Here is a 22,153-nt window from a genome sequence, read left to right as displayed (position 1 = left end):
ATTCCCTCGGGAGGCTTCCGGTCTCCAGTGCTGTGACAAGGAGGACGTGATCATGGCAGGACGCACGGTTCCACCTCATCGCGCGGTTCCGCCCCGTGTGGCGGCCGCCGAACAGGTCGCGTCGGAGGAGGAGTTCAAGAAGAGCTGCATTCCCGAGGTGGGCAGGCTGCTCGGACTGGCCGCCGCCGCGAAACCCCACGGCACCATCGCCGAGAGCGGCACCGGCTCGGGCGTGGGCACCGCCTGGCTGCACAGCGGCCTGGGCCCCGACGCGCGCCTGATCACCGTGGAGCGCGACGAGAAGCTGGCCCGTCGGGCGGCCGGCGTCTTCGCGGACGACGAACGCGTCAGCGTGCTGACCGGGGACTGGCGGCTGCTCGAACGGCACGCCCCCTTCGACGTCTTCTTCTGCGACGGCGGAGGGAAGCGCGACGACCCTCAGGCCGTTGTCGAGCTGCTCGCCCCCGGCGGCCTTCTCATCCTGGACGACTTCACCCCCTCACCCCACTGGCCGCCCCGTTTCGACGGCGAGGTGGACGAGCTCCGCCTCTTCTACCTGACTCATCCGGCCTTGGAAGCCACGGAGATCCTTACGACACCGGCCAGTTCAGTGATCGTTGGAACACGCCGCGCCTAGGGCCTGTCCGGCCCTGCTCCGCCGGACCACCTGAACCACTAGCGCAGGTTCGCCCGCACCAGCAGATAGACGAGGAACGGGCCGCCGATCCCGGCGGTGACCACGCCGACCGGGAGGGTGACCGGGAGCGCTGTGCGTGCGATGAGGTCGGAGCCGATCAGGAGGAGGGCTCCCAGCAGGCCGGAGGCCACCATCGGCGGGGTGGGGCACCTTGCCAGGCGCATCGCCACCTGGGGCGCCACCAGCGCGACGAAGGGAACGGGGCCCGCCGCGCTCACCGCCACGGCGGCCAGCAGGACCGCGCAGAGCAGGAGGACGGCCCGTACCCGCGTATAGCGGACTCCCAGGCCGGCGGCCACGTCGTCGCCCAGGTGCATCGGCTTGAACTGGAACGCGGCGGCGGACACCACCACGACCAGCACCAGCGAGCACCAGAACGCCACCCGGACCTCGTCCCACGACCGGCCGTCCAGCGAGCCGACCAGCCAGGCCTGCGCCCGCGCCACGTCCCGGATGTCGGCCGACACCAGCAGCCACGTCGTGATGGCCTGCATCACGGCGCTCACCGAGATCCCGATGAGGATGAGCCGGAAGCCGTCGATCCCGCGCCGCCACGCCAGGAAGTAGACCAGCAGCCCCGTCCCGAGGCCTCCCAGGAGCGCCGCCGCCGAAAGGCCCACCGAGCCGACGACCGCCGCGGCGGCCCCGCCCGAGACCGTCACCAGGAAGACGGCGACCGCGCCGGCCCCGCTGGTGATCCCGAGGATGTCCGGGCTGGCCAGCGGATTGCGGGCGACGGACTGGGTGATCGCCCCGGACACTCCCAGGGCGATCCCCACGATGAGACCCGCCAGGGCGCGCGGCATCCGCAGGTCCATCACCACGAACTCGTCGACCTGTTCACCCTGGCCGAGCAGCGTGGCGATCACCCGCGACAGGCCGATGGGGAAGTCGCCGACGGCGATGGAGAGGCAGAACACCAGGAAGGCGCCCGCCGCCAGCACCAGCGAGACCAGGACGAGCCAGGGCCGCCATACGAACGACACCTGCCCGAGCCTGACGCCCGGCGCCACCGCCGGTTTGATCTCTGTTTTGCTCATGCGCTCTTGAACTTCCCTCGCCACACGAGAACCGCGAAGAACGGGGCGCCGATGAGGGCGACCACGACACCGGGTTCCAGCTCACCGGGGCGCACCACCAGGCGCCCCACGATGTCGCAGACCAGCAGGATGACGGCGCCGAGCAGACCGGCGTACGGCACCAGCCAGCGGTAGTCCGGGCCGGTCAGATACCGGGCCACATGGGCGACCATGAGCCCGAGGAACGCGATGGGCCCGCACGCCGCCGTTGCCGCGCCCGCCAGCAGAGTGATGGAGACGATACCGACGGCCCGGCTCAGCACGATGTTGACGCCCAGCCCGCGCGCCACGTCGTCGCCCAGGTTGAGCAGGTTGAGGGCGGGCAGCGTGCTCAGTGCCAGCAGGAGTCCGACGGCGATGAACCCGGTCACCGGCCAGATGACGTCGAACCCCACCCCGGCCACCGACCCCGCGTTCCAGAACCTCAGCGCGTTCAGCGACTTCTGGTCGGTCAGCGCGACCGCCGTGGTCATCGCCATGAGGAAGACCGTGATGCCCTGCCCGGCCAGGGCGAGCGTCAGCGGGTTGCCCGCTCCCCTGCCGATGCTCGCCAGGCCGAAGACGAGGACGCCGGCGCCCGCCGCCCCCAGGAAGGCGAACCAGACGTACTGGAACGGGTCGGTGAACCCGAACACGGCGATCGCCGACACCACGGCGAACGAGGCACCGGTGTTCACGCCCAACAGGCCGGTGTCGGCTATGGGGTTACGGGTGTAGCCCTGGATCAGCGCACCGCCGACGCCCAGCGCGATACCCGCCACGATCGCGAGGACCGTCCGGGGCACCCGGACCGTCTGCACGATGAGCCTGATCTCGGTCAGCCGCTGATCGGGATCCGCCTCCGCGAACAGCCCGTGCCAGACCTCGGCGGGGCTCAGCGCCCGCGCCCCCACGGCCAACGAGAGGGCCGCGACGAAGGCGAGGAATGCCACCAGCGTGCCCAGTCCCACAACCCGCCCTCGGCGGACCTCTGTTGCGCCCCCGGACACGGGGCGCTCGACTGCAGTCGTGCTCATATGGACGTACGTTATCCCTTTGATCCACCAGCGGCTGACGGTCGGCCGGAGAGGGGGCGCACCCGAGGCCGGGTGCGCCCGTGCGACCGCTCATGCCCCGCCCCCGACCCGGCCGGGGCGGAACGGAAGGCCCTAACCGACGGCGCTTCCGGTGCCGTCGGTGACCGGACGGGCCTCGTCGGAGGTGGACTTGACGCTCCGGTCGAGCAGGGAGTCCAGGATCTCGCCGACGCGTATCGCCGTGTTGGAGAGCAGGGACGTCGTGATGCCGTGCGTGTGCTCCGTGCCGCCCTGCAGATAGATTCCGCAGTTCAGGCCGGGGGCGGTGGCGATGCGGTAGTCGCGCTCGACCCGGACGCGGCCCTCCCCGTCGCGCAGGCAGTGGTCGGCGACCTCCCCTAAGAGGCCGAGGGGGTCGGCGGGGCTGTAGCCGGTGGCGAACACCACGATGTCGGCGTCCAGGGGTGTCTCCTCGCCGGTGACGAGGGATTTCACGGTGGCGCGTACGCCGTCGGGCCGCTCCTCGACGCCGGTGACCCGGGACACGTTGAGGAAGCGCAGCCGCTCGGTGCCGAGGACTTTCTCCTGGTACATCTGCCGGTACAGGTCGTCGATCAGGTCGATGTCGACCACGGAGTAGTTGGTGTTGCCGTGATAGGCCATCAGCTGGCTCTTGACGCTGTCGGGCGCGGCGAAGTACTCGTCGACGGCACCGGGGTCGAAGATCCGGTTGGCGAAGCTGCTGTCGTCGGCGGGGCTGTAGCCGTAGCGGGAGAAGACCGCGCAGACCTCGGCCCCGGGGAAGCGGCGGTGCAGGTAGGCGACGTTCTCCGCGGCGCTCTGCCCGGCGCCCACGACGACGAACCGCGAGGGCGAGGTGCCGTCCAGCCCGTCGACCTTCCGCAGCAGATCGGAGTTGTGCCAGACCCGGTCGCCGCGCCGCACGCCGTCGGGCATGAGGGGGCGCAACCCGGTGCCGATGACGAGGTTGCGGGCCCGGTGGACTTCGAGACCGCTGCCCGACCGTACGGTCACGTCCAGGTACTCCACGGTGCCGTCATGGACGAAGGGCGACACGGAGACGACCTCGTGGCCGTAGGAGACCAGGTCGTCGACCTTGGCGGCGGCCCACTCGAAGTAGTCGTGGAACTCCACCCTCAGGGGGAAGAGGTTCTTGTGGTTGATGAAGTCGATCAGCCGGTTTCTGCTCTGCAGGTAGCAGAGGAAGCTGAACTCGCTGGCCGGGTTCCGGAGCGTCACCAGGTCCTTGAGGAACGACACCTGCATCGTGGCGTCGTCGATCAGCATCCCTCGGTGCCAGCCGAAGCTCTGCTGCTGCTCGAAGAAATGGGCAGTGACCGGCTCCTGTCCTCCGACGCGGGTGTTGTGCTCTCTGAGCGCGATCGCCATGGCCACATTGGAGGGGCCGAAGCCGATTCCGATGAGGTCGTGGACCGGTGGTGCGTCACCAGGATGAACCTGAGACATGTCACTCCCATCGTGCGGGAAAGCCGCCCTGTCAGGCGCCGTGGAAGGTAAGCGAGTTGGGCACGCCGACAGAGCGGCTCAGCCCGAACTTAGGTGAGCCTAAGCTCATCGTATCGATGCTGTCGATAGGACACAGCAGACATCCGGAACCTGATGATCCATCAATTGCCGCGTGAAAAGGCCCTGTTGAAAATCGTGGTGATATCTGCTTCACCGATCGTGATCGAACCGGAAGCCCGCATCCGGCCCGATGGAGCGACACCGGGCGGACGTCGACGCCGACCGCGGCGACGCCACTGGGCCCCTGACCACCCGGATGACCAGGCCCGTCGGCCTCGCCGCCCGGCCAATACGATGACGCGATGACACCACGCGCATGCAGGAAGTGACATATCGGGCCCATCGAATACCAGCCGATGCGCGTGCCGGTCGGGCCGGGAGCCGGGAGCCGACCTTCGGGTTGTCGTCGGAGTGGCTGCTCGCCGACGGTCTCGTACCTCTCGCATCCCGAGCAGCTGGACCGGGCGCGCCGCAGCGGACTGTCCTTGATCGACCCCGCCCTCTCCTGGAGACAGGCCCTCGTGGCGGCGGACGCGGTGGTCGGGGACTTCGGAGCGGTCACCTACTACGCGGCGGCTCTGGGAACCCCGCCCGTCGGGGAACCGGAGGTGGAGCACCGCGCCCATGTGCAGGGCCACGGCGGTGGTGCCGGTTCCCGGCGGGCCGGAGAGCTGGGCACAGCGTGGCCGTCCGGCGGCGGGCCGGGTCGCCTCACGCTTCAGCCGCTTCACTACCCGCTCGCTGTACCCGCTCGCGGTTGGTGAAGTCCCGGGGAGCGGGCGGCAAGGTGCCGACGGCCAGTGATACCCGCTCCGGGGCCGGGGCACTCCGCAGGAGCGAGGCCCACTCCGCCGCTCGCCGCGGGTCGTCGGCCATCCGGGCGTGTATCCGGCTCGCCAGGGTCTCCACCCCGTCGGCACCGGTCGGCAGGGGCGTCTCCCGCCCCATGGTCCTGCCCACGAGCGCCGCCCTCGAGAGGGGCAACTGCTTGCCCATCTCTCCGGCGGCGCCGTTCCTCACCCCGGCGGGAAACGCGGTGAGCGCACTGAGCGCCACGACCTCCGGCGCGTCGGCCCCTCCCCCTGATGGTCCCCGATCCGGCTCTCTGGTCGGACGTATCGCTGCGGCTGCGGGGAGGGGCGTGTTTCGGCCCCCTGGTCGTGGCGGTGAAGCCGCCACGGCGACCTGCAGAACCAGGGGGCCGGTACGCGAGGGTCTCCGGGGGAGAACCCGTCCGTGGTCAGGTACGGAGCATCGGACGGACGCCACCCCGCCCGGCACGCCGCCGACAGGGCTGCGGGCCGGGTCCGGCGGTCGTTGCTACGGCGCGGGCTGCTGCTGGGTGACGCAGTGGATGCCGCCGCCTCCCGTGCCGAGGCGGTCGATGTTCAGCTGCTCGACGGTGCGGCCGGGGTAGAGGCGGGCCAGGGCGGTCTTCGCCGCCGCGTCCGCGCGGGAGTCGCCGAAGTGGGCGCAGATGACGGCCCCGTTGCACAGGTAGTAGTTCGCGTACGAGGCGAGGAAGTCCGGGTGGCCGGAGCGGATCCTGTCGTAGTCCGGGCCCTGGAGCCGTGTCACGTTCATCGGCCCGCCCGCGGCGGTCGTCGACCCGGTGAGGATGCGGTGCTGCTGCCGGGCGTCCTTGGCGTAGTCGTCGTTGTCCGTCGCGAGCGGCATCTGCACGAGAGCTTCACCCGGGGCGAGGAAGCGTGAGGTGGCGTCCACGTGGTTGTCGGTGATGTCCTGCCCGTAGACGCCGTCGAACCAGATGACCTTGGACGCGCCGTACGCCTCGCACATCCCGGCCGTCAGCGTCCGCTCGGACATGCCGGGGTTGCGGTTGCGGTTGAGCAGACTGCTGCGGGTCGCCATCAGGGTGCCCGCTCCGTCCTGCTCGATTGCGCCGCCCTCACCGACGAAGTCGGCCCGGGTGAAAGGCACTCCGGCGTACGCGGCGATCCGTCCGGCGACCAGGGCGTCCTTGGCGTGGGCCTGCTTCCTGCCCCAGCCGTTGAAGTTGAGGCCCACCGCGTCCAGCCCGCCCGCTCCGTCGGTGCGGAACACCGGGCCGCTGTCCCGCATCCAGCAGTCGTCGACGGGGATGGAGCTGATGACGGTGACCGACGTACCGCACTGGGAACGGGCCCTGGCCGCGCTCGCGGAGTTGGCGCACATGATGACCGGCTCGTAGCGGGCGATGGTACGGGCGATCAGCGCGATGTCGGCCTGGATGCCGGCGAGTGTTCCCCGGCTCCAGATCGCGGTGCTGTCGGGCCACGCCATCCAGGTACGGGTGTGGCGGACGTCCTCGATGGGGACGCGGTAGGCACCGGCGGCGGGCCGCCGGACCGGTGCGGCGCCCGCGCTTCCCTGGACGGCGGCCAGGGCCGCGCCCGCCGCGGTCAGCCCGGCGGCCGCCAGGAATCTGCGCCTATTCGGGCCGGGAACCGACGGTGTGCGGGGGGTGCTGTCGTTCATGTGGTGCCTCCTGTTGTCTGCCCGCGGTGGGGTACGGGCCTTACGGAGAGCGCTCGGTGACGGTACGTCACAGAGCCCGCCGGGCGGCGGCGATCTGTTCCGGGTCCCAGCCGGGGTGCGGCACGGAGTCCAGGAGCAGTCGTGTGTAGGGGTGCCGGGGCGCGGCGAGGACGTCGGTGGTGGCACCGGCCTCGATGACCCGGCCCCGGCGCATGACGATGACGTCGTCGGTGACGCAGCGGACGACGCCGAGGTCGTGGGTGATGAACAGGTAGCCGACGGCGGTCTGTTCGCGGATGTCGGAGAGGAGGTTGAGGATCTGCGCCTGGACGGACACGTCGAGGGCGGCGACCGCCTCGTCCAGGACCAGGACGGCCGGTTCCACGGCGAGGGCCCGGGCGATCGCGACGCGCTGGCGCTGGCCTCCGGACAGCTGTCCGGGCCTCGCGTCGGCGGCCCGGCCGGAAAGGCCCACCTGGTCGAGGAGTTCGCGCACCCGGCGCGCGTGGTCCCGGTCGGGGAAATGCAGGCGCAGGGTCTCGCGCAGGACCGAAGCGACGGACGTTCTCGGGTCGAGGGAGAGGTAGGGGTCCTGGAAGACCATCTGCACCTCGCGGGCGCGGGCGAGGCGCCGGGCCCGTCCCCGTACGGTCGCGGGCCGGTTCGTTCCCCCCACGACGACCTCCCCGGAGTCGGCCTGTTCGAGGCCCACGACGATCCGGGCGGTGGTGGTCTTCCCGGAGCCGGACTCACCGACGATGCCGAGCGAGCCGCCTCGCGGCAGGGCGAAGGACACCCCGTCCACGGCGCGTACGGCTCCGTACGTACGGGTGAGGTCCACGGCCTGGAGGGCGAGTTCAGACATCGGCGGCGGCTCTCCTTCCGAGGTGGTCGCTGTGGTGACAGGCGGCCCGCTGTCCCGGCCCGTCCGGGGCCGGCCGGGACGCCGGCTCCTGTTGGTCGCAGACCTCCGTGGCCAGCGGGCAGCGCGGGGCGAAGGGGCAGCCGGTCAGCTCCGTACGCAGGTCGGGAGGTTGTCCGTCGATGGCGGCGAGCCGTCCGGAGGGGGCGTCCAGGCGGGGCGTGGAGGCGAGGAGCGCCGCGGTGTAGGGGTGGCGGGGCCGGGCGAACAGGGCGTGGGCGGGGCCGCTCTCCACGATCCGCCCCGCGTACATGACGTAGACGCGGTCGCCGATCGCGGCGGCCAGGTCGAGGTCGTGCGTCACGAACAGCAGGCCCGTGCCGAACCTCTCCTGGAGCCGGCCGAGGAGGGCGACGACCTCGGCCTGGGTGGTGACGTCGAGTGCGGTGGTCGGCTCGTCCGCGAGCAGCAGGGAGGGGTCGCCCATGAGGGCAGCGGCGATCATGACGCGTTGGAGCATGCCGCCGGAGACCTGGCCCGGATACTTGGCCAGGACGGAGTCGTCGACGCCCACCTCCTTCAGGAGTCCGGCCGCGCGGGCGGTCGCGGCAGCCCTGCTCATCGTTCTGGAAAGGACGACGCCTTCGGTGAGGAAGTCACCGATGCGGCGCAGCGGGTTCATGGCCGCTCCCGGATCCTGGAAGATCATCGCGGCGGTCCGGGTGCGCAGGGCCCGTATCCGCTCGGCGCTCATCGTGAGGACGTCGTCGCCCGCGACGGCGACCGTGCCCTCGGCGAGCGCGCCGGGCGGGAGCAGGGCCAGGGCGCTGCGCGAGGTGAGGGTCTTCCCGGAACCCGACTCGCCGACGAGCGCGACGGTCTCCCCCGCGGCGACGGTCAGGTCGACGCCGTCGAGGACGCGCCGCGCGGTGCCGGGGAGCCTGATCCGCAGCCCTCGGATGTCGAGTGCGTACGTCGGTGTCATGGGGTCCTCCTGGCGACCCGGTCGGCCCAGCGCTCGCCGACCACGTTGAAGGCGACGACGGTCAGCACGATGAGGACGCAGGGCAGCACCGCCGACAGGGGGTACCCGTGCTGGACGGCCGTCTGCCCGTCGAAGACCATGCGGCCCCAGTCGGGGGTGAGCGGGGGTACGCCGAGGCCGAGGAAGGAGAGACCGGCGAGGTCCATCAGCGCGTAGCCGAAGTTGATGGTGGCCTGGGCGAGGACGACCGGGGCGATGTTGGGCAGGATGTGGCGTACGCAGATGGCGTACGGGGAGTGGCCCTGCACCTGGTAGGCGCTGACGTAGGGGCGCGTCCGTTCGGCCAGTACGAGGGAGCGGGTGAGCCGGCTCACGTAGGGGAGGTAGGCCACCGCGAGGGCGATGACGGGGGCGAGCAGGCCCTCCCCGTAGACGGAGATCACGATGATCGCCAGCAGCATGCCGGGGAACGCGAAGACGAGTTCCGTACTGCGGGAGAGTACGGAGTCGAGCCAGCCGCCCCGCCAGGCGGCCGCCATGCCGACGGCGACGCCGAGAAGCGTGGAGAAGGCGACCACGCCGAGCGGACCCAGCAAAGAGGCGCGGGCCCCGTGGAGGAGCCGGGAGAGGGTGTCGCGGCCGGCGGCGTCGGCGCCCAGGGGGTGGTCGGCGGTGGTGCCGGCGAGGGCACGGGTGAGGTCGACGGCGTTCGGGTCGTAGGGCGCCAGCCAGGGGACGAGCAGCGCGGAGAGGACGACGAGGGCGACGAAGGCCAGACAGAGCGTGTGGAGGGGCGCCCCGGCCGAACGGGACGTGATCCGGGAGAGGCCGGGCCTGCGGGTGAGGACGGCTGTCATGCGGCGGCCCCCCGCGTGCCGAGGGCGGTCCGTGGGTCGACCACCGGGAGGAGGAGGTCGACGAGGAGGTTCACCACCATGAACAGCGCCACGATGATCAGGGAGATGGCCTGTACGGTCGGGAAGTCCTTGGTGCTGGTGGCGAGTTCGAGGAGCTGGCCGATCCCTCCGACGCTGAACGCGGTCTCCACGAGGATCGTGCAGACGAGCAGGGTCGAGACGATCAGGCCGCCGGTGGTCAGCACGGTGCCCAGGGCGTTGCGCAGGACATGACGGCGGATCACATGCCGTTCGGGTACGCCGCGGCTGCGAGCGACGGTGACGTGTTCGCTGCCGAGGGCTTCGAGCATGGCGGAGCGGGTGACCCGGGCGAGCATGCCGATGAGGTAGAGGGCGAGGGCGAGGGCCGGGAGGGTGAGGTGCCACAGGGTGTCGAGGAGGCCGTCGCCGGAGCCGCTGGTGGGGAACCAGCCGAGCTTGACGGCGAACAGCCCCTGGAGCAGGACCGCCGCGACGAACGACGGCGTGCCGACGGCGATCGTGGTGCTGATCAGTACGGCCGTGTCGGTGGCGCCGCCCCGTACGGCCGCGATCCGGCCGAGGAGCAGGCCCGCGACGACGACCACGGTCAGTGCCATGGCGATGAGCAGCAGGGTGGTGGGGAGACGGTCCGCGAGGAGGGCGGAGACGTCCGTGCGGTAGGTGAAGGAGCGCCCGAAGTCTCCCTGCGCCATATCGCCGAGCCAGCGGAGGTAGCGGACGGCGAAGGGTGCGTCCAGGTGGTACTGGGCGTTGATCGCGGCGACCGCTTCGGGAGAGGCGGACCGGCCGCTGAGCAGGAAGCTCGCCGGGGAACCGGGCGCCAGGTACATGGCGCCGAACACGACGAACGAGGCGATGAGAAGGGTGGCGGCCATCTCGGCCACGCGCCGTGCGGCGAATCTCAGGAGGTTCATGGCGCGGCCCCCACATCGGCGGCCCACGGGTAGTACATGTACGCGATGGTGGTGGGGGCTCCGGTGATCCTCTTGTTGAGGAACACGGAGGTCGGCCACTCGGCGACCGGTATCCACAGGAGGTTGTCGGCGGCGTGCCGCTGGAGCTTCGCGACGATGCCGACGCGCCGCTCGGGGTCGTACGCGGCGGTGGCCTGATCGACGCCTTCGTCGAAGCTCTTGTCGCTGTATCCGGCGAAGTTGAGGTAGGCGCCGGTCTTGAAGTTGGCCAGCAGGTCCAGCGGGTCGGTGATGGAGTTGTAGTAGGTGAGCGGGAACATGTCGATGCCCTCGCGCGCGCCGGGGTCGGTGAACAGGGCGGTGAAGGCGTTGGGGGCGATGGACCTGAGCCGGATGTCGAGGCCGATCCGCGTGCCCGCCGCCTGGACCGCGGTGGCCAGGAGGGAGACGTCCTGGCCGATGGAGCTGGTCGCCACGGTGAGCTTCGCGCCGGTGGCACCGGCCTCCTGGATCAGCTCCTTGGCCTTCTCCAGGTCCGCTTCCGTCGGCGGCAGGCCGTTGAAGGCCGCGTTCCGTGTCGGCTCCGGCGCGTCGGCCCAGGCGGCGCGCGCGGTGAGCGATCCGGTGGCGCTGCCCGCGTTCCCGAGCCCGGCCTTCACGAACCCGGACCGGTCGAGCGCCAGCGAGAGCGCACGGCGCACGCGGAGGTCGCCGAGCGGGCCCTTCAGGTTGGTGATGCTGACGTTGACCGTGCTGAGGCCCTCGCCGAAGTAGAGGGTGCCCGTGCCGCTCTGCCGGAGTCGGGTGTAGCTCTCGGTGGGGATCAGGTAGCCGCCGTCGACCTCGCCGCTGAGCAGGGCGTTGGTCCGGGCGGACGGGTCGGTCAGGAAGCGGAGGACGACCTCGGCGGCCTTCGGCCGGGTGCCCCGGTAGCCGTCGAACCTTCTCAGTTCGATGGACCGGCCCTTGTGCCAGGTATGGAGTTCGTACGGTCCGGTGCAGGCGAGGCCCCCGGTGGTTCCGTAGTCCCGTCCCGCCTTCTCGACGCCCGCCCGGGAGGCGATGACGCCCGCGGCCGTCGCCATGTACTGCGGGAACTGGGAGTCGGGCCGCTTCAGCTTCACCGTGACCTGGAGCGGGCCGGTCCGGGTGACGGCGGTGACGTTCTGGAACATCTGGGCCCAGGCCGCGGCGTTGTCCGGGTCGCGCTGCCGTTCGAGGCTGAAGACCACGTCGTCGGCGGACATCGTCCGGCCGTCGTGGAAGCGGACGCCTGCGCGGAGGTCGTAGACCCAGGTGGTCGGGTCGGGGTTCGACGCCTTGCGGGCCAGGCCCGGTTCGACGGTGAGGCCCGGGGTCCAACGCATCAGGCTCTCGCAGACGTTGGACAGGATCGTGTTCTGCGGGTAGTCGAAGGCGACGGTGTAGTCCAGTGTCGGCGGCTCCGCGTACACGGCCCAGGAGAAGGAGTCGATCTCTCCGGCGGCCCGGGGAGTGCCGGACGACAGGGTGTAGGAGGCGTCGGAGGAATCCGCTCCACCGTTGGGCGGGCCGGCGCAGGCCGCCAGTACCGCGAGGCCGGCCAGTGCGCCCGTCATCGCGGTGTACCGGCCGCGCGGGCGGCGGCGTCCGCGCGGGCCGGGCCGGGGTGGCTTGGTCATCGTGGGTCTCTTTCCGTTCGGCACGGCGGATGGGCGGGGGGCCGGTCCGCCGGCCGGAGGGTGGACGGGGTCATGCCGTACGGGGCGCGGAGGGGGTCTGCTGGGTGACGGCGGGGATCTGCCGGGTGACGGCAGGGGTCTGCTGGGTGACGGCGGGGATCTGCTGGGTGATGCAGTGGACGCCACCGCCGCCGTACGCGATCGCCGGGGCCCGTACGCCGACGACCTTGCGGCCGGGAAAGGCGGCGGCGATGGTCTCCAGGGCGGCCTCGTCCTGCGGCGCACCCGCCACGGGGACGACGACACCGCCGTTGGCGACGTAGAAGTTCAGGTACGACACCTCGACCTGGACGCCTGCGATGTCGGTGAACGAGGTCTGCGGGATGTCGATGATCTCCAGCGGCCGCCCCTGGGCGTCGCTCGTGGCCTCCAGCACGGCCTGGTTGGCCCGCATCCGGGCGTGGTCGGGGTGCGTGGGGTCCCCGGGGAGCGAGACGACGACCGTGCCGGGGGCCACGAAGGCGCAGACGCCGTCGACATGGCCGTCGGTCTCGGTGTCGAGCAGTCCCCCGTACGGAAGCCAGATCACCTTGGTGACACCAAGCCGCGCCTTCAGCTCGGCCTCGATGTCCTCCCGGCGCATGCCGGGGTTCCGGTTCGGGTGGAGCAGGCACTGCTCGGTGGTGATCAGCGTCCCCTCGCCGTCCACTGTGATCGCTCCGCCTTCGAGGATCATGCCGGAGTGGACGCGCTCGACCGCCAGGTGGTCGAGCAGCAGGCCGCTGACGCGGTCGTCGGCGTCGAAGGGCGCGTGCTTGCCGCCCCAGGCGTTGAAGCGGAAGTCGACGCCCGCGCGGCGGCCGTCGCCGTCGAGGACGAAGAGCGGGGCGCTGTCCCGGAACCATGAGTCGTCGAGGGGCAGTTCGATGACGGTGACGTCATCACCGCACCAGGTACGGGCGTCCTCGCCACTGCCGGGCGGAGCGACCATCGTGACGGGCTCGAACTCGGCGATCGCCCGGGCGACATCCGCGTACTCCCCCTTCGCCCGGAGAAGTACCTCGCCCCACAGGTCGGCACGGGTGGGCCAGGCCATCAGGCACCCCTCGTGCTCGGACCACTCGGCGGGCATACGGAACGACGAGGTCATGACGGAGCTCATTTCTGTAGTGCTCGGCAGAGCGATATCAACTGAAATTTCAGTCAGTTCTTGAGGCATGGATTCCGGGGTGGGGTTTGTGCACCCTGGAGCCGTGGGTGTGCGGTCAGAGGAAGTAGAGGCGGTTGAGGGAGACGCTCTGGGCCGCCGGTGAACGCAGGGGCTGCCCGTCCAGGCTGACCAGGCCGTCACGCGCGTCGACCAGGACCTCCCCCGTACGGCTGTTGGCGATCATGTCCGCCGGGCCGATGCCGCGCGTACCGCGCACGGCCACCCGCCGACGACGCGTCACCAGCGCATCGCGCGGCCCGCCGAACGATTCCGCTTCGACGGCGGCACGGCTCACGAAGGCGACCGAGAGCTCTGCGGGCGTGGCCCCGTGCGCGCCGAACAGCGGTCCGAGTACGAGCGGTTCGCAGGCGTCGGTGGCGGCGTTGGGGTCGCCGGTGACCCCGTAGGCGGGAAAGCCGTTCTTCAGCACCAGCTGCGGCTTCGCACCGAAGAACGGCGGGCGCCAGAGGACGATGTCGGCCATCTTGCCGACCTCGATGGAGCCGATCTCGTGGGCGAGCCCATGGGCGATGGCCGGGTTGATGGTCAGTTTGGCGATGTAGCGGAGCACCCGGGCGTTGTCGTCGTGCGGGCCGTCGCCCTCCATGGGGCCCAGTTCGGCCTTCATCTTGCCCGCCATGGCGAAGGTGCGCCGGATGGTCTCACCGGCCCGGCCCATGCCCTGTGCGTCGGAGGAGGTGATGGCAATGGCTCCGAGGTCGTGCAGGACGTCCTCCGCACCCATGGTCCCGGCCCGGATCCGGTCACGGGCCAGGGCCGCGTCACCGGGCAGGTCCGTCTTCAGTGCGTGGACGGAGACGATCATGCCGTAGTGCTCGTCGATGGCGTCCCGCCCGAACGGCAGCGTCGGGTTGGTGGAGGAGCCGATGACGTTCGGCACGCCCGCCATCTTGAGCACGTTCGGTACGTGACCGCCGCCGCAGCCCTCGATGTGGAAGGCGTGGATCGTCCGGCCGTCCAGGACGCTGAGGGTGTCCTCGACGGTGAGGCACTCGTTGAGGCCGTCGCTGTGCAGGGCGACCTGGACATCGTGCTCGTCGGCGACGCGCAGGGCGGTGTCCAGGGCCCGGGTGTGGGCGCCCATGTCCTCGTGGACCTTGAAGCCGCAGGCCCCGCCCTCGGCCAGCGCCTCCACCAGCGGGGCCGGGTCGGAGGACGAACCCCTCGCCAGGAAGCCGATGTTGACGGGCCAGGCGTCGAAGGCGTTGAAGGCGTGCCCCAGCGCCCAGGGGGAGTTGACGCCGACGCCCCAGGCCGGGCCGATCTCCTGGCCGATGACCGTCGTCACACCGGACGACAGGGACGCCTCCATGATCCGCGGCGACAGCAGATGTACGTGGGTGTCGACGGCTCCGGCGGTGGCGATCAGCCCCTCCCCCGGGACGATCGTCGTGCCGGTGCCGACGACGATGTCCACACCGTCGAGCGTGTCCGGGTTCCCGGCGCGGCCGATCGCGTGGATACGACCCCGCCGGATGCCGATGGACACCTTGCGTATGCCCTGTACGGCATCGATGACCAGGACGTTACTGATCACCACATCGCAGGTCTCGGAGACGGAGGCGGCTTTGAGGTGCAGACCGTCGCGCGCGGTCTTCCCGAATCCGGCGAGGAACTCGTCGCCCGGCTGCTGGCTGTCGGACTCGACGCGCACCACGAGTCCGGAGTCGCCGAGCCTCACCCGGTCACCGGCCCGGGGGCCGTGCACGGTCGCGTACTCGTGCGGATCGATGTGCCGGCCGGTGGGCGCGCAGTGGTCGCTGTGCCGGGAAGTCCTGGTCATACGTTCGCCCCTGACGTCTCATCAGGTGCGGAGGCGCCGAGATATCCACGGGCGGCGGCGCGGCGCAGGGCCCCCTCCTTGGCGCCGGGGGCGTCGAGGAAGCCGTCGACGAGGCCGGCGAAGCCGATGACCGTCCGCGCCCCGCCGATCGGGACGAGACCGATCTCGGCCACGCAGCCCGGGTCGAACCGCGTCGAGGACCCGGCCGGGGCGGCCGACCGCATGCCGTAGGCGGCGGCCCGGTCGAAGCTGAGCCGGGGGTTCGCCTCGAAGAAGTGGAAGTGGGACGTCACGCTGATCGGCACGGGCGCGGTGTTGCGCACGGTGAGCAGCAGGACCGGCTCGGAACCGGCGTCGGCCGGCCCTGTCAGTACGGCCCCGGGGGCCAGGTCGCCCAGGCGGCCCCCGCCGAAGGGGTCGCTGACGACGGCGAGCCGGGAGCCGTCCTCGAAGACGGCCTCGACGTGGATCTCGGTGACCACGTCCGCGACCCCGGGCAGCAGGTCCTCGGGGGTCAGGACCGATCGGCCGCGCTCCAGCGCCACGGCCAGCCGGTGCCCGTCTCGGGCCGCCTCGCACACCGTGTCCGCGATCAGCGCGGTCGCCTCGGGGACGTTGAGGCGCAGCCCGCGTGCACGGCGGGCGCGGGCGAGTTCCGCCGCGGTGAACAGCAGCAACCGGTCCCGCTCCGTGGGCGTCAGCGGCATGACCGCCCCTGACGGGCCTCGGGGGCCCTCACTCCGATCACAGCTGTCAGCAGCATTGCTCTCTTCCTCCGAAACGTGGTGCGAATGCGAACCGAGGGGGTGCCGGGCCGTTCGTCGGAACCGCACCGGCCGGGCCGGACTCTCCGCCGTCGGCGGGGAGATCGTCACGTCTCCGGCGGTTCTGGGCGGCGGCCGAGGGGGTCCCATCGGGCTCCCGGGTGGCATCACTGTGGCACTGGCTGAAAATTCAGTCAAGAGTTGCGGCGCGGGGAAAACCGCGAGGGAGAACCCACAGGGACTCGGCCCGCGCGGGAACGAAAACCAGGAAGCGAGAGCCAGGGAGTCGGCCCACGCGGAGAAAGCCCCGCGGGCAGCGAAGTCCGCGGTGGAGAGGGCCCGCAGCGACGGGCAGGCGACGGGCCCGACGCGTGGGCTCTCCGCGTGGGCTCGCCGCGTGAGCTCTCCGCGTGACGAGAGGCCCGCTACCGCGCTTCCAGGCCGGACAGCTCCGCTTCGATACCGCCCCGCATGAGCGTCCTCGCGTGGTCGATCCCGAGCCCGCCACTGAGCCAGCGCATGCTGAGCCCCTCCAGCAACGCCGTCAGCCTTTCGGCGGCGGCCGCGAGCTGCGCGGCCGGTGCCATGGGCCTCACCCGGCCCAGCAGGGCAGCCACTTCCTGCACCCACACCAGGGTCGCCCGGGCGAGATCCTCACGCAGAGCCGAATCGAAGACGGCGCTCGCCCGCAGCTCCCCCCACGCCGCACTGTTCTCCCGGACCTCGGCGGTGTCCTGCAGTTCCAGCAGAAGAATCTGTTCGAGTTCCTCGCGCGGGCCGAGGGGCGGCGCGTCCGCGCTGCGGACCGTCGTGTAGCGCTCCGCCCGGTCGTTGATGAACTCCAGGGTGTGGCGGAGGATCCCGGTGCGGTCCTTGAAGTGGTAGTAGATCAATCCGGTGGACACACCGGCCTCGGCCGCGAGTTCCTCCACGCGCAGGCCACGGACACCGCGCCGGGCGATCACCCGTGCGGCCGCTTCGAGAATCCGGGTATTACGGGACGCCATGGCGACCAACCTACCGGGCCCGCCCCCACCGCCCGCACCCGGCCGCCGCCCCGCCGAAGGGCTTCCGGCCCCGTACGGCCGCCCGGCCCCTTCACCGTACGGACACGGGCCGCGCGGGCGGAAGGGAAGGCCGGACGGCCAGGTCAGCCCGTCCTGGCGTAGCAGCTCAGCACCACCGTGACCGGACCGCCGTCCGCCTCCGCGTGGACGAGCCGGACGATCACGATCTCCTTTCCGTCGGGGCGGCGGACGCAGAACGGGCGCTCGTCGGCGAGTTCGTCGAGGAAGAGGTCGGTCACCGGCTCCGTCGCGAGTCCCCGCTCGCAGTCCGCCGGGCTGAGGACGTACCCGGCCGCGACGAAGACGTCGGTCTCCTCCGGCTGCACGAACGCGTCCCCGCTCCGTGCCAGGTACCAGGACGAGGTCTCGGCGGGGACCACTTCTCCGGCCTGGAGATCGAACTCGTAACTCTCGTCGGGTGCGGTCAGCTCGGCGTCCGCGTAGGCCGCCGCGTACCGGGCGGTCGGGGGCGGCGTGGACACGGACGGCGTGGACGCGGCGGTGGCCTTCGACGGATCCGGTACGGAGGTCTGCGGGCCCGGTGACCGTGGAGCGTCCGGGGCCTGCGCACCGGCCCGGCCCGGCCGATCCGAGAAGTGCGGGACGGCAGCGGCGGCCAGGACGACGACGGCGACGGCCGCCCCCACGAGGACGCCCCGGGTCCATCGCCTGCCACGGGGGCGCCGCCGGTCCCGGGCGGCACCGGCGCCCCGGGCCCGTTCACCCGGCCCGGCGCCGCTTCCGGCACCGCCCGGGATGTGCCGGGCCCGCCGCGTGTCCGCCTCCGGCACCGGCTGCGCCTGGGTGGGGGGCGGTCCGGCCTGGGTGGGCGCCATGTGCACCGGAACGGGCGGCCCATGCTCGTCGGCCTGCCCGATCTCGCCGCGCAGACCCGGGGGAAGCCAGCCGTGGGTGAATTCGAGCGAGGGGGCGACCCGCGCGTGGGCCCGCACGGCCGCGATGATGTCGTCCGGCGCCGGACGGAGCTCCGGCTGTTTGGCCAGGCAGCCCAGTAGCAGATCGCGCAGGTCGTACGGGACCCGCGAGAGGTCGGGCGGCTCGTGCACCACGCGGTACAACGTGGCCGGCTCGGGCCCGGACCCGAAGGGGGGCGTGCCGCCGGCCACGTACACGGCGAGCGCGCCGAGCGCGAAGACGTCGGCGGCGGAGGTCACGGGCAGCCCCGCGGCCTGTTCGGGCGCCATGTACGCGGCGGTGCCGATGCGCAGCCCGGTACCGGTGAGGCCGGTGGCGTCGGCCGCGCGGGCGATCCCGAAGTCGATGACGCGCGGCCCGTCCTCGGCGATCAGCACATTGGCGGGCTTCAGGTCCCGGTGGACGACCCCCGCGCCGTGGATGGCCTGGAGCGCCTCGGCGATTCCGGCGACGAGCAGCAGGACCGTGCGCGGCGGAAGCGGACCGTGGCGCCGGACCGCCTGGTCGAGGGAGGGGCCGGGAACGTAGGCGGTGGCGAGCCAGGGAATAGGGTCATCCACCCCGGAATCGATCACCTGGGCGGTGAACAGCCCGTGGATGCGCCGGGCGCTGGCGACCTCGTCGGCGAACCGCAGGCGGAATCCGGGGTCCGCCGCGAAGTCCTCCCGCACCACCTTGAGGGCGATGGGCCGCCCGCCCCGGGTGTGGGCGAGGTAGACCACGCCCATGCCCCCGGAGCCCAGCCGGGCGTGGAGACGGTAACCCCCGATCTCCTGCGGATCGTCGGCTGAGAGCGCCGGGCGGACGGGGTGTGCCCCAGGGGACTGCATGGACATGCGCTGGCTCTTTCGGCGATGCGGAACGGGTGGGCGGGACGGGCCGGAGGCGTCCGTCGGGGGACTTGAGCGCACCTGACCGGTCGGACGATCGTGCACTTGACTAAAGTTTCAGTCAATATGCCATCGACACCGACCGGCGTCCCGGGAGGACGCCCCCACGAGGAGGAGCACGCGGTGAGCGACCGCAGAACGGCCATTCTCGAAGCAGCGGCCACCGTCATCGCGCGGCGTGGCGTACGGGGACTGCGGGTGGAGGAGCTGGCGGCGGAGGCGGGCGTCTCCAAGGCCCTGATCTACTACCACTTCGAGGACCGCACCGGCCTGCTCCGGCGGACCCTGGCCTTCGTCAACAACCGTGCTGAGCGGTACACGGCCGAGCAGTCGGCCGCCGAGGCGGCGGCCGACGCCGAGGCGACGCCCGGCTCCGGCGCGACGCCCGGTCCGCTCCGTCGGCTGGAGCAGGCGCTCCTGTTGGAGCTCCAGGACCTCCCTCACGTACGGGAGAACAGCACCGCCTGGGGCGAGCTGCGCGCGAGCGCCGTGTTCGACCCCGAGCTACGGGGCGAACTGGCCCTGGCGAGCGTGATCTGGGTCCGGGAGGTGGCCGATCAGCTGGGCGAGGTCCGGCCGACCGCCCCGGAGTCCGCGCTCACCGCTTCCGCCGAACGGCTGACCGCCCTGCTCGAAGGGCTCAGCGCCCGGTGGCTCAGTGGCATTCTGCCCCTGACGGACGCCCGCACCCGGATGCGCGAGGCGATCGGGGTGGAGGTGACCCACCTCGCTCGGCACGCGGCCGGCCCGGCGGCATACGACACGCCGACGGGCCCCGGACAAGCTTGACTGAATTTTCAGTCAGTGTCACAGTGCTAGCACCACCGCCGCCCGTGTGCCGGTGTGCCGACCCGGCGCTCGTGTCGAGAGCGCGGACCACCGCACCGCCCCTCGCGCCCCCGGGCAGCCTTTCCAGCACCCACGATCGGAGCACATCGTGTCCTACCGTCCCCCCACCCGTCGTACGGTCCTCCAAACCCTCGGCGGCCTCGGCGCACTCGCTTTCGGGGCCACAGCCTGCGGCCCGGACGGCTCCGCCGCCGGGTCCGTCGGCACCGGCTCGGACCGCGCGCCCGAAGGAGAACGCCGGTTCGGCGCGGAATGGGACAGCCACGCACGGACCTTCATGTCGTGGCCCGCCCTGGAATCGGTGTGGGCGGAGGACCTCCCGTACGTCCGCGAGGACATCGCCCGGATCGCCCGTGCCATCGCGGAGTACGAGTACGTCGTCATGATGGCCAGGCCCGACCAGCAGAAGGCCGCCCAGCGCGCCTGCGGCTCGCAGGTCGAGGTGATCCCGCTGGCCGTGGACGACATGTGGGCCCGTGACACGGTCCCGGTGTTCGTCGAGGAAGGGGGCGAGGTCATCGGGGTCGACTTCAACTTCAACGGCTGGGGCGAGAAGCAGGAGCACACGAACGACGCCCGCGTGGGCCGCGCGCTGCTCACCAAGTACGGGATTCCGCGTGTCGAGGCCCCGCTCGTCGCCGAAGGCGGCTCCTTCGAGACCGACGGCGAGGGCACCCTGCTGATCACCGAGAGCTCGATCGTGAACGAGAACCGCAACCCGGGCATGAGCCGGGACGACATCGAGGCCGACCTCGTCGAGACCCTCGGGGTGGAGAAGGTGGTGTGGCTGAAGGGGGTGCGCGGCCAGGACATCACCGACGCCCACGTGGACAGCCTCGTCCGCTACACGGCGCCGGGCGTGGTGCTGCTGGACCAGGCGTTCCCCGGTACGCCCCCGGACTCCTGGTCGCGCGCGGCCGACCAGGCCAGGGAGGTGCTGGGCGAGGCGACCGACGCCCGGGGCCGGCGCTTCGAAGTGATCGACCTGCCGCAGCCCGACCTCGACAGGATCACCGGCGAGGGCGACGACTTCGTGTCGACCTACGCCAACTTCTACGTGGCCAACGACTCGGTGTTCATGCCCCGCTTCGGCGACCGGAAGGCCGACGACCGGGCCCGGGGAATCCTCCAGGAGCAGTTCCCCGGGCGGGACATCGTGCCGGTCGTGATCGACACCGTCGCCTCCGGGGGCGGCGGCATCCACTGCGCCACGCACGACCAGCCCGGCAAGCCGGTCGACTGACACCCCCGCCACCTCGTCGCACCCGAGCCGACGATCCGGCCTCAGGGGCGGGGCTTGCGAGGCTGCCGGAACCGCCCCACCAGCAGGGCTTTCATCTCGGTTGCGCATCACAAGGCGATCAGCGGTTGACGATTAGGTTAGGCAAACCTTAGATGTGCATGAATCACATTTTAGAAAGGCTTTGCCATGAGACGAACAACCTCTCGCCGCGTCTCCGCCCTCGCCGCCGTGGCCCTGCTCGTGCCGCTCGCCGCGGCCTGCGGGTCCGACGACAAGGAAGCCGCGGAGCCCAAGGCATCCGGCACGGCCGCGAAGGAGAAGTCGGCCGGTCCGCTGGTCATCTACTCCGGACGCAACGAGGAGCTGATCGCCCCGCTGCTGGAGAAGCTGGAGAAGGCGACCGGCACCAAGGTCGAGGTCCGCTACGGCGACAGCGCCGAGCTCGCCGCCCAGCTGCTGGAGGAGGGCGACAAGACCAAGGCGGACCTCTTCTTCGCCCAGGACGCCGGTGCCCTCGGAGCACTGGGCAAGGCGGGGCGGCTCGACGCCCTGCCGCAGGCCTCGCTCGACCAGGTCGACAAGCAGTACCGCGCGGAGGACGGCAGCTGGATCGGCGTCTCGGGCCGCGCCCGCGTCATCGCGTACAACAGCGACAAGGTCGCCAAGGCGCCGGACAGCGTCAAGGACCTCACCAAGCCGGAGTGGAAGGGCAAAGTCGGATACGCCCCGACCAACGCCTCGTTCCAGGCCTTCGTCACCGGTATGCGCGTGCTGGAGGGCGACGACGCCACGCGGACCTGGCTCAAGGACTTCAAGGCCAACAGCCCGCAGGTGTACGAGAAGAACGGCGCCGTCCTCGAAGCGGTCAACGACGGCAAGGCCGAGCTCGGCCTCATCAACCACTACTACTGGTACGAGAAGGCTGCCGAGGAGGGCGCGGACAAGCTCAAGGCCGCGCTGAGCTTCCCGAAGAAGGGCGACCCGGGCGCGCTCGTCAACGTCGCCGGCGTCGGCGTCCTCAAGGGCAACGACCAGAGCGCCGCGGCCACGAAGGCCGTGGACTTCCTCCTCTCCGAGGAGGCCCAGACCTACTTCGCCGACGAGACCAGCGAGTACCCGCTGGCCGCCGGTGTCACCAGCAAGGCCGACCTCCCGAAGCTGGAGACCCTGGGCGTGCCCGAGATCGACCTCAGCAAGCTGGAGTCGCTTGAGGTCACGCTGGAGATGCTCCGGGAAGCCGGGATGGTCTGA

Annotated in this window: 19 protein-coding genes; 5 read left to right on the top strand and 14 right to left on the bottom strand. The window is 71.3% G+C overall.

What is annotated here, in order from left to right; translation table 11 throughout:
* The first annotated feature begins 52 nt into the window (after nucleotides 1-52).
* Nucleotides 53-637: an O-methyltransferase gene (locus tag ACFW9Z_RS15205; protein WP_384639871.1), complete on the top strand. Its 585-nt coding sequence runs from the start codon at nucleotides 53-55 to the stop codon at nucleotides 635-637.
* Nucleotides 638-675: 38 nt separating this feature from the next.
* Here the strand turns inward: ACFW9Z_RS15205 and ACFW9Z_RS15200 are convergent, their stop codons facing one another.
* The 3 genes from ACFW9Z_RS15200 to ACFW9Z_RS15190 form a co-directional block, all read right to left on the bottom strand.
* Nucleotides 676-1,737, bottom strand: coding sequence for a FecCD family ABC transporter permease (locus ACFW9Z_RS15200; protein WP_384639868.1), 1,062 nt, complete (start codon nucleotides 1,735-1,737; stop codon nucleotides 676-678).
* Nucleotides 1,734-2,792 (bottom strand): FecCD family ABC transporter permease, encoded by a 1,059-nt coding sequence (locus tag ACFW9Z_RS15195; RefSeq protein ID WP_384639865.1) that lies wholly within the window; start codon nucleotides 2,790-2,792, stop codon nucleotides 1,734-1,736. The genes ACFW9Z_RS15200 and ACFW9Z_RS15195 overlap by 4 nt, the downstream gene beginning before the upstream one ends.
* Nucleotides 2,793-2,924: 132 nt before the next feature.
* Entirely contained in the window at nucleotides 2,925-4,280 is a 1,356-nt protein-coding gene (locus ACFW9Z_RS15190) for a lysine N(6)-hydroxylase/L-ornithine N(5)-oxygenase family protein (protein WP_384639863.1), read from the bottom strand.
* 545 nt (nucleotides 4,281-4,825) lie between these two features.
* On the opposite strand from ACFW9Z_RS15190, the gene ACFW9Z_RS15185 reads away from it, so the two are divergent.
* A complete protein-coding gene (locus tag ACFW9Z_RS15185) occupies nucleotides 4,826-5,104 on the top strand; it encodes a hypothetical protein (RefSeq protein WP_384640035.1) in 279 nt (92 codons plus the stop codon).
* Nucleotides 5,105-5,660: 556 nt separating this feature from the next.
* Here ACFW9Z_RS15185 and ACFW9Z_RS15180 read toward each other — a convergent pair.
* The 11 genes from ACFW9Z_RS15180 to ACFW9Z_RS15130 form a co-directional block, all read right to left on the bottom strand.
* The gene (locus tag ACFW9Z_RS15180; RefSeq protein ID WP_384639861.1) at nucleotides 5,661-6,818 is read right to left on the bottom strand and encodes an agmatine/peptidylarginine deiminase; all 1,158 of its coding nucleotides are present in this window, start codon (nucleotides 6,816-6,818) and stop codon (nucleotides 5,661-5,663) included.
* A 67-nt stretch (nucleotides 6,819-6,885) separates the two neighbouring features.
* Nucleotides 6,886-7,683 (bottom strand): ABC transporter ATP-binding protein, encoded by a 798-nt coding sequence (locus ACFW9Z_RS15175; protein WP_384639858.1) that lies wholly within the window; start codon nucleotides 7,681-7,683, stop codon nucleotides 6,886-6,888.
* Complete coding sequence (locus ACFW9Z_RS15170; RefSeq protein ID WP_384639855.1) at nucleotides 7,676-8,665, bottom strand: ABC transporter ATP-binding protein; 990 nt, start codon at nucleotides 8,663-8,665, stop codon at nucleotides 7,676-7,678. The genes ACFW9Z_RS15175 and ACFW9Z_RS15170 overlap by 8 nt, the downstream gene beginning before the upstream one ends.
* Complete coding sequence (locus tag ACFW9Z_RS15165) at nucleotides 8,662-9,522, bottom strand: ABC transporter permease (protein ID WP_384639852.1); 861 nt, start codon at nucleotides 9,520-9,522, stop codon at nucleotides 8,662-8,664. The genes ACFW9Z_RS15170 and ACFW9Z_RS15165 overlap by 4 nt, the downstream gene beginning before the upstream one ends.
* Nucleotides 9,519-10,478, bottom strand: a complete 960-nt coding sequence (locus ACFW9Z_RS15160; protein ID WP_384639850.1) for an ABC transporter permease — start codon at nucleotides 10,476-10,478, stop codon at nucleotides 9,519-9,521. The genes ACFW9Z_RS15165 and ACFW9Z_RS15160 overlap by 4 nt, the downstream gene beginning before the upstream one ends.
* Nucleotides 10,475-12,139 (bottom strand): ABC transporter substrate-binding protein, encoded by a 1,665-nt coding sequence (locus ACFW9Z_RS15155; protein WP_384639847.1) that lies wholly within the window; start codon nucleotides 12,137-12,139, stop codon nucleotides 10,475-10,477. The genes ACFW9Z_RS15160 and ACFW9Z_RS15155 overlap by 4 nt, the downstream gene beginning before the upstream one ends.
* A 70-nt stretch (nucleotides 12,140-12,209) precedes the next feature.
* Nucleotides 12,210-13,289 carry an agmatine/peptidylarginine deiminase gene (locus ACFW9Z_RS15150; protein WP_384639845.1) on the bottom strand — a complete coding sequence of 360 codons (1,080 nt, stop codon included), beginning with the start codon at nucleotides 13,287-13,289 and terminating at the stop codon, nucleotides 12,210-12,212.
* Between the two features lie 115 nt (nucleotides 13,290-13,404).
* Nucleotides 13,405-15,153: an urease subunit alpha gene (locus ACFW9Z_RS15145; RefSeq protein ID WP_384639842.1), complete on the bottom strand. Its 1,749-nt coding sequence runs from the start codon at nucleotides 15,151-15,153 to the stop codon at nucleotides 13,405-13,407.
* The gene (ureA, locus tag ACFW9Z_RS15140; RefSeq protein ID WP_384639839.1) at nucleotides 15,150-15,860 is read right to left on the bottom strand and encodes an urease subunit gamma; all 711 of its coding nucleotides are present in this window, start codon (nucleotides 15,858-15,860) and stop codon (nucleotides 15,150-15,152) included. The genes ACFW9Z_RS15145 and ureA overlap by 4 nt, the downstream gene beginning before the upstream one ends.
* Nucleotides 15,861-16,342: 482 nt before the next feature.
* Nucleotides 16,343-16,924 carry a TetR/AcrR family transcriptional regulator gene (locus ACFW9Z_RS15135; protein WP_384639836.1) on the bottom strand — a complete coding sequence of 194 codons (582 nt, stop codon included), beginning with the start codon at nucleotides 16,922-16,924 and terminating at the stop codon, nucleotides 16,343-16,345.
* A 143-nt stretch (nucleotides 16,925-17,067) separates the two neighbouring features.
* Nucleotides 17,068-18,756 carry a serine/threonine-protein kinase gene (locus ACFW9Z_RS15130; protein WP_384639834.1) on the bottom strand — a complete coding sequence of 563 codons (1,689 nt, stop codon included), beginning with the start codon at nucleotides 18,754-18,756 and terminating at the stop codon, nucleotides 17,068-17,070.
* Between the two features lie 177 nt (nucleotides 18,757-18,933).
* Here ACFW9Z_RS15130 and ACFW9Z_RS15125 point away from each other — a divergent pair, with 177 nt between their 5' ends.
* The 3 genes from ACFW9Z_RS15125 (at nucleotide 18,934) to ACFW9Z_RS15115 (ending at nucleotide 22,153) form a co-directional block, all read left to right on the top strand.
* Entirely contained in the window at nucleotides 18,934-19,599 is a 666-nt protein-coding gene (locus ACFW9Z_RS15125) for a TetR/AcrR family transcriptional regulator (RefSeq protein ID WP_384639831.1), read from the top strand.
* 148 nt (nucleotides 19,600-19,747) lie between these two features.
* The gene (locus ACFW9Z_RS15120) at nucleotides 19,748-20,902 is read left to right on the top strand and encodes an agmatine/peptidylarginine deiminase (RefSeq protein ID WP_384639829.1); all 1,155 of its coding nucleotides are present in this window, start codon (nucleotides 19,748-19,750) and stop codon (nucleotides 20,900-20,902) included.
* Between the two features lie 186 nt (nucleotides 20,903-21,088).
* On the top strand, nucleotides 21,089-22,153 hold the full coding sequence (locus ACFW9Z_RS15115; protein ID WP_384639827.1) for an iron ABC transporter substrate-binding protein: 1,065 nt from the start codon (nucleotides 21,089-21,091) through the stop codon (nucleotides 22,151-22,153).

The organism is Streptomyces sp. NPDC059452, from assembly GCF_042750035.1.
Classification (GTDB): Bacteria; Actinomycetota; Actinomycetes; order Streptomycetales; family Streptomycetaceae; genus Streptomyces.
The sequence above is the reverse complement of the archived record's forward strand: the minus strand, read 5'-3'. Positions and strand labels throughout refer to the sequence as shown.

Coding starts and splice junctions, on each gene's coding strand:
- ACFW9Z_RS15130 (WP_384639834.1), bottom strand. CDS start 18,756: ATGTCCATGCAGTCCCCTGGGGCACACCCCGTCCGCCCGGCGCTCTCA.
- ACFW9Z_RS15170 (WP_384639855.1), bottom strand. CDS start 8,665: ATGACACCGACGTACGCACTCGACATCCGAGGGCTGCGGATCAGGCTC.
- ACFW9Z_RS15145 (WP_384639842.1), bottom strand. CDS start 15,153: ATGACCAGGACTTCCCGGCACAGCGACCACTGCGCGCCCACCGGCCGG.
- ACFW9Z_RS15150 (WP_384639845.1), bottom strand. CDS start 13,289: ATGACCTCGTCGTTCCGTATGCCCGCCGAGTGGTCCGAGCACGAGGGG.
- ACFW9Z_RS15135 (WP_384639836.1), bottom strand. CDS start 16,924: ATGGCGTCCCGTAATACCCGGATTCTCGAAGCGGCCGCACGGGTGATC.
- ACFW9Z_RS15155 (WP_384639847.1), bottom strand. CDS start 12,139: ATGACCAAGCCACCCCGGCCCGGCCCGCGCGGACGCCGCCGCCCGCGC.
- ACFW9Z_RS15195 (WP_384639865.1), bottom strand. CDS start 2,792: ATGAGCACGACTGCAGTCGAGCGCCCCGTGTCCGGGGGCGCAACAGAG.
- ACFW9Z_RS15115 (WP_384639827.1), top strand. CDS start 21,089: ATGAGACGAACAACCTCTCGCCGCGTCTCCGCCCTCGCCGCCGTGGCC.
- ACFW9Z_RS15180 (WP_384639861.1), bottom strand. CDS start 6,818: ATGAACGACAGCACCCCCCGCACACCGTCGGTTCCCGGCCCGAATAGG.
- ACFW9Z_RS15160 (WP_384639850.1), bottom strand. CDS start 10,478: ATGAACCTCCTGAGATTCGCCGCACGGCGCGTGGCCGAGATGGCCGCC.
- ACFW9Z_RS15205 (WP_384639871.1), top strand. CDS start 53: ATGGCAGGACGCACGGTTCCACCTCATCGCGCGGTTCCGCCCCGTGTG.
- ACFW9Z_RS15200 (WP_384639868.1), bottom strand. CDS start 1,737: ATGAGCAAAACAGAGATCAAACCGGCGGTGGCGCCGGGCGTCAGGCTC.
- ureA (WP_384639839.1), bottom strand. CDS start 15,860: ATGCCGCTGACGCCCACGGAGCGGGACCGGTTGCTGCTGTTCACCGCG.
- ACFW9Z_RS15175 (WP_384639858.1), bottom strand. CDS start 7,683: ATGTCTGAACTCGCCCTCCAGGCCGTGGACCTCACCCGTACGTACGGA.
- ACFW9Z_RS15190 (WP_384639863.1), bottom strand. CDS start 4,280: ATGTCTCAGGTTCATCCTGGTGACGCACCACCGGTCCACGACCTCATC.
- ACFW9Z_RS15165 (WP_384639852.1), bottom strand. CDS start 9,522: ATGACAGCCGTCCTCACCCGCAGGCCCGGCCTCTCCCGGATCACGTCC.